Raw genomic sequence first — 11,569 nt, forward strand, 5'->3', positions numbered from 1 at the left:
GAGGAATACGCTGCGGGATGGTAAGGTATAGCCCGGACTATATTCGAGATGGGGTCAGCGTAGGTGATTCGCAGGATGACGTTCATGAAAATGCAAGGCGCCGGCACGGCATTCACGGTGACAGCGGCGCTGCTTCTCGGCGCGTGCGCGCCGCTTCCGCAGCAGAACGGCACGGATGCCGCCGCCGGGGCGTCGGCCGCGTCAGCCCCGCAGGTGGCGCAGGCCGCGCCCAAACCGCCCGTGCCGCCCGCGCAGCAAGGTGAGCGGCGCATCATGGTCGGCACCGCGAATGGCTACCATCTGATGGTCAAGACGACGCCGCCGTCGCAAGTCTGCGACAGCGACGCCTTCGCCGATGGCGTGCGCTACGGTTACGCGCTGACCTGGAATCGTCTCGTCGGCGAAGAAGTGCGCAATGGCGGCAAGCCGAAGCGCAAGTTCGATGCATCCACGGTCCACTCCCAGGACGATCAGTACAAGATCCAGTGGGACGGCAAGGAACGCGTGAATGCGTGCTCGTCGGACGGCTATCTCATCGGGCGCGTCATCGGGACGCATCTGGCTGGCGCCGACATGAAAAACGGCAAGCCTTCCTAGTCGCAGGCGTGGGTCGCGGTGACATAGCGGTTCGCGACCGCGACATCGCCGTAAATCGTGTAGCCCGTCCCGCTCGCCGATGCCTGCGCGATCACCAAAACCACCGATTGACTCGTATATCCGCCGCTCGGCACGGAAACGGCCTGCGTATCGGTGCTCGGCGAGTATTCGCGCACGCGGCCGGCGATCGGGGTCCATTTTTCCTTCACGCACCGCACGAAATCGTACGGCTTGAACTGCGACGTGCCCGACCCGACGGGCACGGTCCTGAGCAGCGCGTCGTCCGTCGCGGCGCAGGCGCTCAAAAGGCATGCGCCGATGGCAGCGAACAAGATTGCGTTGTTTTTTCTCATGGTTCCTATCCTTTTTTTGCAGTATCCGCTTAAGCTTGCGCCCTGTGTCCTCGTCGACGCCACAGATCGTCGATCGTAACCCTTCCGCTGACAAACCGTAAGGCGAACGCGACCGTTCGTTCGTGCCGAACGAGCGCCCCGGAAAGCCGCGCCAGAGCTGATTGCAAGCTTTCGATCCGTAGTTTTCCCAATATTAGTCAAGTCGGGTCAACCGGCGCCGTTATATAGGCGTTTCACGCTTAGAAGCCGTTTGTATGGCGCGAGCGCGGGCGGCGGGAGCCGAAGTGGCGCTCTCCGACCGCGTGTGGTGCGCGGGTCCCCGATAACCGTGATGTTGCGTTGCCATCGACCGTTCGCGGCCGGTTTGCAGCGTGAGCCAGTTTGATAGAACGCATGTCTCGCACAAAGTTGCTTGCCCGGCTTCGCGCCATTTCCCCCGTCGGACGCCCGTCCGGTGGCTTCGATCTTCAGCGGCTCGCCGCGCCCGCGCTCACCATCGTGATCTGCGTGCTGCTGCTGGTGGTCTTCCAGCACCTTTCCCGCTCGGTCGACTACAAGTCGGTGATCCACTCGCTGCGCGTGATGACGCCGCAGGCCTGGGTCGCCGCGCTGTTCGCGACCGCGCTCTCCTTCGCGGCGCTGGTCGGGCGCGACGCGGTCGGGCTGCGTCATATCGGCGTGACGATGCCGCGTTCTCTGCTGTGGGTCGGCGCGACGGTTGGTTCGGCGCTCGGCAACGTGACAGGCTTCGGCGCGCTGACGGGCGGCGCCGTGCGCTGCCGCGTGTACGGCGCGGCCGAAGTGACGCCGGCGCAGGTCGGCCGGCTGACGATTTTCACGAGCGTCACGCTCGCGCTCTCCCTCGCGTTCATGGCCGCCGCCGGCATGCTGTTCGGCGCGGGCACGCTCTCCGGCATGATGCATCTTTCGCCGTCCGCGCTGCGCGTGACCGGCGCGCTGCTTCTCGCCGTGTTCGCGGCGATGGTCATCGTGTGCGGCCGCGAGCCTCGCACGTTGCGCTCGCGCTGGAAGTGGCTCGCGTTCACCGTGCCGGCGCGCCGCGACTTCGTCGCGCAGGCCGCGCTCGCGGTCGTCGACGTCCTCGGCGCCGGTCTCGCGCTCTGGGCGCTTCTGCCGAACGCGCAAGTGGGTTTCGGCGACTTCATGACGGTGTTCTCCGCGGCCATGCTGCTCGGCATGATCGGCCATACGCCCGGCGGCGTCGGCGTGTTCGAGGCGGCGATGGTGTTCGCGCTCGGCGGGAGCGCCCACACGCCGGACGTGCTGGCCGCGCTGCTCGCGTATCGCGCGATCTACTTCGGCCTGCCGCTGATCCTCTCGGCGGGCGTGATGGCGGCGTTCGAAGGCCGCGCGCTCAAGGGCCGCTTCGGTTTCCTCAGCCCGCGCAACGTCTCGCAGCTCGCGCCGGTGTTCCTGTCGATCGTCACGTTCGCGGCCGGCTCGATGCTCGTGATCTCGGGCGCGACGCCCGCGTTCAAGATGCGTATCGCGCTGTTGCAGACGATCCTCCCGCTGTGGGTGCTGGAAAGCTCTCAACTACTTGGTTCCGTGCTCGGCGTGCTGCTGCTTTTCGTCGCGCGCGGCCTGATGCGCAGGCTGGACGCGGCCTGGTGGCTCGCGCTCATCCTTGCCGTGACGAACCTCGCGCTGTCGCTGGCGAAGGGTCTCGCGTTCGTCGAAGTGGGCGTGCTGGCTTTCCTCGTCGTGCTGCTCGTCGCGACGCGGGAGCGCTTCAACCGCCGTTCGTCGCTCTTCGCCGAGCGCTTCACCGCGACATGGCTGATTTCCATCGGTGTCGTGATGGCGCTCGCCGTGTGGATCATGTTCTTCGCCTTCCGCGATGTGCCGTACAGCCGCGATCTCTGGTGGCAATTCGCCTTCGACGAGCGCGCCCCGCGTGCGCTGCGCGCGACGCTCGCGGCGGCGGTGTTCGCGTCGGCGTTCGGGGTGTGGCAACTGTTGCGCCCGGCCGCTGGCCGTTTCGTGAAACCGGTACCGCAGGATCTCGCCGATGCCGCGCGCATTTTCCGCGCGCAGGAACGCAGCGACGCCGGCCTCGCGATGATGGGCGACAAGAGCTTCATCTTCTCCGAGTCGCGCGAAGCCTTTCTGATGTACGCGAAGCACGGCCGCACGTGGGCGGCGCTGCACGATCCGGTCGGTCCGCGACGCGAATGGGCGGAACTGATCCGCAAGTTCGTCGAGCTGGCGCACGCCCACAATGGCCGCGCGGCGTTCTATCAGGTCCGCGCCGATGCGCTGCCGCTCTATCTCGACGCTGGCCTCACGCTGATGAAACTCGGCGAGGAAGCGCACGTCGCGCTGTCGGAATTCGATCTGAAGGGTTCGCACCGTTCGCATTTGCGCTACGCGCTCAAGCGCGGCGAACGCGATGGCTTCGACACGGAAGTGATCGCGCCGCAACAGATCGCCGCCAGCCTGCCGATGCTGCGCGCGATCTCCGACGACTGGCTCGAAAGCCGCTCCGCGCGCGAAAAGAGCTTCTCGGTGGCCGCGTTCAATGAGGACTATCTCTCGGCGCAGTCGGTGCTGCTCGTGCGCCAGCAGGGCGCGCCGGTCGCGTTCGTCACCTTCATGACGACCGACATGAACACCGAAGCGACCGTCGGCGTGATGCGCCACGTCGCCGCGGCGTCGCCGTACGCGATGGAATACCTCTTCACCAAGCTCGCGCTGCATCTGAAGGAAGCGGGATTCAAGTCGTTGTCGCTCGGCATTGCGCCGCTGTCGGGCATGGAGCCGACGCCGCTCGCCTCGCACTGGCATCGGCTTGCGGGGCTCGTGTGGCGCTTCGGCGGGCGGTTCTACAACTTCCGCGGGCTGCGCGGATTCAAGAGCAAGTTCCAGCCGCGCTGGGAGCCGCGCTATCTGGCGGCGTCCGGCTCGGTCGGCGTATTTTTCACTTTGGCGGATCTTTCGCTCCTCGCGGGCGGTTGGCGTTCATGAAATTCCTTTGCAAGAAAGCGACGGCGCTCGTAGCGGCCGTTGTCTGTGGTGTGGCTCTGTCCGGTTTTGCGCACGCGGCGGAGTCGATTTCCGGCGGCCGTTACGGCCAGGTCACGCTCACGAAGCCAACCGGCGAGATGACCGGCTTCGTCGTGCTGTTCTCTGAGAAAAGCGGCTGGACCCCGTCCGACCAGCAAGCCGCCGACGCGCTCGCCGCCAAAGGTGCGATGGTCATCGGCGTCGACACACCGCGCTACGCCGCGCGTGTGGCCGCCGACAAGACCGAGACGTCCTGTCACAACCTCGTCGGCGATGCGGAGAACATGAGCCATCAGCTCGAACGCACCGTTCAGTCGAACCATTATTTCTCGCCGATTCTTGTCGGCACCGGGCAGGGCGCGATCCTCGCGGAGCGCTCGCTCGGTCAGGCGCCCGACAACACCGTCGCGGGCGCGGTGTCGCTCGCGGCGGACGCGCAGCTCGACGCGCGTTTCAATCCGTGCCCGCCGGACCCGACCATCATCCACGCGAAGGGCTTGCCGGGCTTCCTGGAGCGCGGCGCGCTGCAGCCGACGCGCTCGAAGACCGACGCCCTCGTCGCGATGACGGCGCCGCATCTGAAAAAGGCCGAGCTGGTTGCCGACAGCGATGTCTCCGACCTCCCGCTGATCGAACTGCGCGCGGCGCAACCGACCGATCTGCTCGCGATCGTCATCTCCGGCGACGGCGGCTGGCGCGATCTCGACAAAACGATGGCGCTCGCGCTGCAACGCGATGGCGTGTCGGTGATCGGCATCGATTCGCTGCGCTACTTCTGGAGTGAAAAGACGCCGCAGCAGACGGCCAGCGATCTTGCGCGCGTGATCCGCGCATACAACGCGCGCTGGCATACGAAGCATGTTGCGCTGCTCGGCTATTCGTTCGGCGCGGACGTGATGCCGTTCGCGTACAACCGTCTCCCGGACGCGGTGCGCGAGCAGGTCTCGTATATCTCGCTGATGGGTTTTTCGCCGGCGGCGGATTTTCAGATCCGCGTCACGGGCTGGCTCGGCATGCCGGCGAGCGAGAAAGCGCTCAACGTGCGGCCCGAGCTGAACAAGCTGCCGCCGTCGATGGTGCAATGCATCTACGGCGAGAAGGAAGAGGACACGTTGTGTCCGCAGCTTGTGAAGACGGGCATCGAAGTGGTGAAGCTGCCTGGCGATCATCACTTCGGCGGCGACTACGATGCGCTCGCGCGGCGCATTCTCGCGGGCTGGCGCAAGCAGATCGCGGCGCGGCAGGGTTGATCCGCTGATATGGCGAGGCGCGGATCAGCCCGTGATTCGCGCCTCGCTTTTTTCATCTGATCGAAATCCCCGAACTCATTTGAGCGGTCCGAGATAATCCCGTTTCCCGATCGGCGCGCCGAGATGGCGCAGGATGTCGTGAGTCGTGGCGACGTGGAAGTAGAAGTTCGGCAACCCGAAGCCGAACAGATAATCGTCGCCCGAGAACGACGGCGAAAAATCCGGAAACTTCAGCGTGACCGTGCGCGTTTCGCTGCCAGCGAGCGATGCCTTGTCGATGCTCTTCAGAAACGCGATCGTCTTCTCGATGCGCGCGTGCAGCGACGCAAAACTGTCCTCGTTGTCCTCGAAGCGCGGCGCCTCGATGTCCGCGAGACGCGCTGCCGACAGCTTCGCCGTGTCGCTCGCGCGCTGGATTTGCGCGACGAGCGGCAACATGTCGGGCGCGAGGCGCGCGTTGAGCACATCGTCGTGGGCGAGGCCTTTTTTATCGGCGAAGGCGGCGCCTTTCTTGAGCAGGTCCGCGCAGACTTCGAGCCCGCGAATGAAAACCGGAATCGATGCGCGATACATCGTGAGAGACATGGGCTGGTGCTCCTTGAGGTTCTGTTTTCGATGACGACAGGGGCCACAAGCATAGCGCCCGCCGCGTGAGCCTGCTTGAATCTCACGGTCCGGACGGCCCCGCACGCCGCGCTTCCCACGCGCGCAACGCCGCCTCATACCGTTCGAGCGCTTCCTCATAGAGATCGAAGACGCACGGATTGCAGCCGCTCTGGCAGCAATCCTCCGGCAACGGACGCTCGGGCGGCGTCGGGAGCGGATCGTCGGCGGGGTCGTGGCAGTCGGTCATCGCGATGAGCAGGGCGTAATCGGTTCATCGTGCGTGGGCTTCGCGGCGCGCGTGCGAGTGGCTAAACTTTGGCGGCGGATCGCGCCGCGCGCAATGCGATACTGCGCGGAGCAATCATCCGCCCGCCATCACGTCGATCGGACCGAGGGACTCACGCGATGAACCAGATCGTCAGCCTTGCGATCTCCGCCGCGCTCGCGGGCGCGTTGCTGGGCGGCTGCGCCATGCAGCCGAACACGTCGGGCGGACCCGGCCAGGATTTTCAGTCCAGTGCGGGCGCGCAAACCGCCTGGAGCGCCGAGATTCGCCGCACGCGGGACGGCATTCCGCATATCCGCGCGGCCGACTGGGGCAGCCTCGGCTTCGGCTTCGGTTATGCGCAGGCGCAGGACAACCTGTGCACGCTCGCCGATGCCTTCGTCACGTACCGCGGCGAGCGCTCGGCCTATTTCGGTCCGGAGGCGCGGCCGCCGGCGAGCGCGACCTTCGGCCAGCCACGCAATATCGACGCCGATTTCTTCTTTCGGCTCATGGGCGAACAAGCGGCGGTGGACCGTTACCGCACCGCACAACCGGCCGAGCTTCGCAATCTGATCGACGGTTTCGCGAACGGCTACAACCGCTATCTCACCGATCTGAACGCGGGCGCCTTTCCGAACGCGCACGCGGCGTGCCGGGGCAAGCCGTGGGTGGGCAAGATCGGCGCCGACGATATTTATCTACGTCTCATCGCGGCGAATCTCGCGGTCGGCTCGGTCCGCTTTCTGACGCCGATCGCAATCGCGCATCCGCCGAAACGCGGCGACAGCGCGTCGCCCGCGGCGTCGGCAGGATCGCCAGGCGCGCTTGAATCATTACGTTTTTCCATCGGCGAGCATCCGGGCATCGGCAGCAACGCGCTGGCCTTCGGCGCGCCGGTCACGCGCGACAAACGCAGCATCCTGTTCGGCAACCCGCACTGGTTCTGGCGCGGGCCCGACCGTTTCTATCAGGCGCAACTGACGATTCCGGGTCAGGTGAACGTCGCGGGCGTGTCGTTTCTCGGCGTGCCGCTGATCGTGCTCGGCTTCAACGAAAACATCGCGTGGACGCACACGGTGTCGAGCGCGCGCCGTTTCGGCATCTTCCAGTTGACGCTCGATCCCGCCGATCCGACGCGCTATCTCGTCGATGGCCGCAGCGAGGCGATGACGCCCGTCGCGCTCACGGTGCGCTCGCGCCGCGCCGATGGCGCATACGAATCCGTGTCGCGCACGCTTTACCGCACGCGTTTCGGGCCGGTGGTCGATCTCTCGCCGATGGCGCAGGGCCTCGGCTGGGGCACGCAGCGCGCCTACGCGCTCGCCGACGTCAACATCGACAACGCACGCGCGTTCCAGAACTTTTTCGCGTGGAATCAGGCGCGCTCGCTCAACGACTTCATGGCGATCCAGAAGCGCTACGCCGCGATGCCGTGGGCGAACACCTTCGCGATCGGGCGCGGCGACGAGCGTGTCTGGTTCGCCGACATCGGCCCGATCCCGAACGTGCCCGACGCGCTCGCGGAATCGTGCACGACGCCCGCCGGGCGCGCGTTCGCTGGGCGCGTGCCGGGCGTGCCGTTCCTCGACGGATCGAAGAGCGCGTGCGCGTGGCGCGTCGATTCGACTAGCGTGCAGCCCGGCGCGCTGTCCGTCGAGCAGTTGCCGAGCACCGTGCGCGGCGATTACGTCGGCAATTTCAACGACAGCTACTGGCTCACCAACGCGAACGCGCCGCTGTCGGGCTATCCGCGCATCGCGGGCGCGACGCGCGTCGAGCAGTCGCTGCGCACGCGTTACGGCCATCTGCTCGCCGCGCGTCTGCAACGCGAACGTGGCGGCATCACGCGCGAGGCGCTCGAATCGGCCGTGCTGGAGACCCATTCGATGTCCGAGCGCCTTTTTCGCAAGCCGCTGCTGGACGCGGTCTGCACGGTCAATGAAGCGGTCGGTCCGCTGCACGAAGCCTGCGAGGTCCTGCGCAACTGGAACGGCACGGCGGACATCGACGCGCGCGGCGCGAATCTGTGGGATGAGTTCTGGTCGCGCGCGACGCGCATCGCGCCGGAACGCCTGTACGAAGCGGGTTTCGATCCGAACAAGCCGCTCGCGACGCCGGGCGGCTTCAACGTCGACAATCCCGCCGTGCTCCAGGATCTGCGCCAGGCGCTCGGCGGCGCGGCGCTCGCGTTGAAACTGAACGGCTTCGCGCTCGATTCGCGACGCGGCGACATTCTCTACACCGAACGCAACGGCGCGCGCGTGCCGCTCTACGGCGGCTGCGACGAAGTCGGCTACTTCACGATCGTCTGCGCGCGGCGTCCGCTCGATCCGAAGGGCTATCCGATGGACATCAGCGGCCAGGGCGACAGCTACGTGCAGGTCGTCACCTTCGGCGAGAACGGCGTGGAAGCCGACACGATGCTTTCGCACGCCGAATCCGACGACCCGGCTTCGCCGCACTCCGGCGACGCGACGCGCGCGTTCGCGGCGAAACGCTGGTCGCGCTTTCCGTTCACCGAACAGGCGATCGTTGCCGATCCGGCGGTGACGCGCGTGGTCGTTTCGGGCGCGCGCGACGAAGGAACGGGCGCGCCGGGACGCTGAAAAAATCACCCAAAAGGCACGGGCGCGGCCCGCCACCGGTCGAGTCGAGCGCAAATCCCGTCTATCATTGAAGTTTGCCTCGAATGGAAACACGGTCATGACTATCGGCGACAGCACGCAACACGACGAAGCAGTCCGGCTCGACCCAGCCGCGCTGCAGGATTTCGTGGATCGCAAATGGAACGACGAGATCGTGCCCGCACTGACCGATTACATCGCAGTGCCCGCGAAAAGCCCGATGTTCGATAGCGACTGGGCGCGCCACGGCTTCATCGAACGCGTGGTCACGGACGCGGTCGACTGGGTCAGGACGCAGCCGGTCAAGGGACTCAAGGTCGAGATCGTGCGCTTGCCCGAGCGCACGCCCGTCATCTTTTTCGAAGCGCCTGCGACGCGCTCCGGCAGCACGGAAACGGTCGTGCTTTACGGCCATCTGGACAAGCAGCCGGAATTCGAAGGATGGCGCAGCGACCTCGGCCCGTGGACGCCGAAGCTCGAAGACGGCAAGCTCTACGGCCGCGGCGGCGCCGATGACGGCTACGCCACCTACGCCAGCATCACCGCGCTCGCGGCGCTGGACGCGCAGGGCGTCGAGCGGCCGCGCTGCGTGGGCATCATCGAGACCTGCGAGGAATCCGGCAGCTACGATCTGTTGCCTTACATCGACGCCTTGCGTGACCGCCTCGGCGACGTCGGCCTCGTGATCTGCCTCGACTCCGGCGCGGGCAACTACGATCAGCTCTGGCTCACGACCTCGCTGCGCGGTCTCGTGGCCGGCGACCTGGAAGTGCAGGTGCTGGACGAAGGCATTCACTCGGGCGGCTACGGCGGCATCGCGCCATCGACGTTCCGCATCATGCGGCAATTGTTCGAGCGTCTCGAAGATGCGGGCACGGGCAATCTGCTGCCCGAAAGCTTTCACTGTCCGATCCCGATGCTGCGCCGCCGCGAAACCGAGGTGACCGCGCGCATCCTCGGCGACGATGTCTGGAAGAAGCTCCCGTGGGCCTGCGGTGCGGATGGCAGCAGCGTTCTGCCGACCACCACCGATCCGCGCGAAGCGTTGCTCAATTCGACCTGGCGTCCTTCGTTGACGGTCACGGGCGCGTCAGGTCTGCCGCCGCTCGCGGACGCGGGCAACGTGCTCGCGCCGCGCACCGCGTTCAAGCTGTCGCTGCGCCTGCCTCCGCTCGTCGACGCGGCCAAGGCGGTCGTGCAACTGCAACGCCTGCTCGAAATGGACCCGCCGTACAACGCCAAGGTGACATTCAAGCCCGAAGCGGGCGCGGCGACCGGCTGGAACGCGCCCGATCTCGCGCCCTGGCTCGCGACGTCGCTCAATGAGGCGTCGAAGCGGCACTTCGGCGCGAATGTCGCGTATATCGGGCAGGGCGGCACGATTCCGCTGATGAACACCCTCAAGGAAGGTTTCCCGCGCTCGCAGTTCATGGTGTGCGGTGTGCTCGGCCCGAAGTCGAACGCGCATGGCCCGAACGAGTTTCTGCACATTCCGTACGCGAAGAAGCTCACGGCCTCGGTCGCGGAGGTGATCGCGGCGGCGCCTTGAGGGTTTCATCTCGATCGACTGCATGGAAAGCCCGGCGTGTCCGGGCTTTTTTTTCAGCGATTCTGTAAAACAAACTGGTAAGGCCAGTTGATCGTCTGTAAAGTGATAAGCCCGCGCGCGCTTCAACCAAAGACGGGCGCGCGAGCGATCAACCAAGGAGACGAGTGTCGCAATGAATGCATCCCCCACGTCCACGACTTCCGCCACCGAACAGCGCATCGCCGCCGACACGCTGCACGCCTATGTCCGCGCGATCTTCGAATCCGCCGGCAGCGCGCCGCGTGAGGCAGAACTGGTCGCGGATCACCTCGTGATGGCGAATCTGTCGGGCCACGATTCACATGGCGTCGGCATGATCCCGCGCTATGTCGCCTCGTTCGGCGAGGGCCAGTTGAAGCTCAATACGCACGCCGAGATCGTGCGCGACGCAGGCGCGGTGCTGACCGTCGATGGCCGCAAGGGCTTCGGGCAGGTCGTTGCCTTCGAGGCGATGGAACATGGCATCGAGCGCGCGAAGAAGCTTGGCGTGTGCGCGGTCGGGTTGCGCAACGCACATCACATCGGGCGCATCGGCCATTGGGCGGAGCAGTGCGCGAAAGCGGGGCTCGTGTCGTTCCACTTCGTCAACGTGGCGGGCGATCCGCTCGTCGCGCCGTTCGGCGGCATCGACCGGCGTTTCGGCACGAATCCGTTCTGCGCCGCGTATCCGCGCGACGGCAAGAGCCCGCTCGTGCTCGATTTCGCGACGGCCGGCATCGCGTACGGCAAGACGCGCGTCGCCTACAACAAGGGCGTGAAAGTCGCGCCGGGCATGCTGCTCGATCACGAAGGCAAGCCGACCGTCGAGCCGAAGGTGATGCACGAAGAGCCGTTCGGCGCGCTCACCGCGTTCGGGCTGCACAAGGGTTCGGGGCTCGCCGCGCTGTGCGAGATTTTCGGCGGGGCGCTGTCGGGCGGCTACACGACGCACGACAGCACGCTCGAGCAGTCGAGCGCGATCATCAACTGCATGACCTCGGTGATTCTCGATCCGAACGCGTTCGACGCACCCGCCGCGCAAGCGGAAGCCGAAGCATTCCTCGAATGGATGAAGGCGTCGCCGCGCGCGGAAGGCGTCGATGCGATCTACGCGCCGGGCGAGCCGGAAGAGGCGCGTCGCGCGGACCGCACGGCGAACGGTATCGCCATCGATCCGACGACCTGGAAGCAGATTCGCGATTCGGCTGCGACGTCGGGCATGCCGCAAGCGCAAATCGAACAGTTCGCAACCGCGCTGAAGTAATTCGCCGACGGCG

At 66.1% G+C, this 11,569-nt stretch carries 9 protein-coding genes; 6 read left to right on the forward strand and 3 right to left on the reverse strand.

From position 1 onward, the window contains the following. The first annotated feature begins 84 nt into the window (after positions 1–84). Positions 85–597, forward strand: a complete 513-nt coding sequence (locus NK8_RS17730; RefSeq protein WP_225936325.1) for a hypothetical protein — start codon at positions 85–87, stop codon at positions 595–597. Here the strand turns inward: NK8_RS17730 and NK8_RS17735 are convergent. Next, the gene (locus NK8_RS17735; protein WP_162067405.1) at positions 594–950 is read right to left on the reverse strand and encodes a hypothetical protein; all 357 of its coding nucleotides are present in this window, start codon (positions 948–950) and stop codon (positions 594–596) included. The genes NK8_RS17730 and NK8_RS17735 overlap by 4 nt on opposite strands. Before the next feature lie 393 nt (positions 951–1,343). On the opposite strand from NK8_RS17735, the gene mprF reads away from it, so the two are divergent. Together mprF and NK8_RS17745 are read left to right on the forward strand one after the other, a co-directional pair. Beyond that, entirely contained in the window at positions 1,344–3,938 is a 2,595-nt protein-coding gene (gene mprF, locus NK8_RS17740; RefSeq protein WP_213230287.1) for a bifunctional lysylphosphatidylglycerol flippase/synthetase MprF, read from the forward strand. Then, positions 3,935–5,227, forward strand: a complete 1,293-nt coding sequence (locus tag NK8_RS17745; RefSeq protein WP_213230288.1) for a virulence factor family protein — start codon at positions 3,935–3,937, stop codon at positions 5,225–5,227. Before mprF ends, NK8_RS17745 begins: the two co-directional genes overlap by 4 nt. Positions 5,228–5,302: 75 nt before the next feature. On the opposite strand, the gene NK8_RS17750 is transcribed toward NK8_RS17745, so the two are convergent. Together NK8_RS17750 and NK8_RS17755 are read right to left on the reverse strand one after the other, a co-directional pair. Next, positions 5,303–5,812: a DUF1993 family protein gene (locus tag NK8_RS17750; RefSeq protein WP_213230289.1), complete on the reverse strand. Its 510-nt coding sequence runs from the start codon at positions 5,810–5,812 to the stop codon at positions 5,303–5,305. Positions 5,813–5,894: 82 nt separating this feature from the next. After that, positions 5,895–6,080 (reverse strand): oxidoreductase-like domain-containing protein, encoded by a 186-nt coding sequence (locus NK8_RS17755; RefSeq protein WP_213230290.1) that lies wholly within the window; start codon positions 6,078–6,080, stop codon positions 5,895–5,897. 158 nt (positions 6,081–6,238) lie between these two features. Between NK8_RS17755 and NK8_RS17760 the strand changes: the two genes are divergently transcribed. The 3 genes from NK8_RS17760 to NK8_RS17770 all read left to right on the forward strand — a co-directional run bounded on the left by NK8_RS17760 (position 6,239) and on the right by NK8_RS17770 (position 11,556). Further along, complete coding sequence (locus tag NK8_RS17760; protein WP_213230291.1) at positions 6,239–8,707, forward strand: penicillin acylase family protein; 2,469 nt, start codon at positions 6,239–6,241, stop codon at positions 8,705–8,707. A 97-nt stretch (positions 8,708–8,804) separates the two neighbouring features. Next, on the forward strand, positions 8,805–10,274 hold the full coding sequence (locus NK8_RS17765; protein WP_213230292.1) for a M20 family metallopeptidase: 1,470 nt from the start codon (positions 8,805–8,807) through the stop codon (positions 10,272–10,274). Positions 10,275–10,446: 172 nt separating this feature from the next. Continuing rightward, a complete protein-coding gene (locus tag NK8_RS17770) occupies positions 10,447–11,556 on the forward strand; it encodes a malate/lactate/ureidoglycolate dehydrogenase (RefSeq protein ID WP_213230293.1) in 1,110 nt (369 codons plus the stop codon). Positions 11,557–11,569: the final 13 nt, after the last annotated feature.

This window comes from Caballeronia sp. NK8, from assembly GCF_018408855.1.
Classification (GTDB): domain Bacteria; phylum Pseudomonadota; class Gammaproteobacteria; order Burkholderiales; family Burkholderiaceae; genus Caballeronia.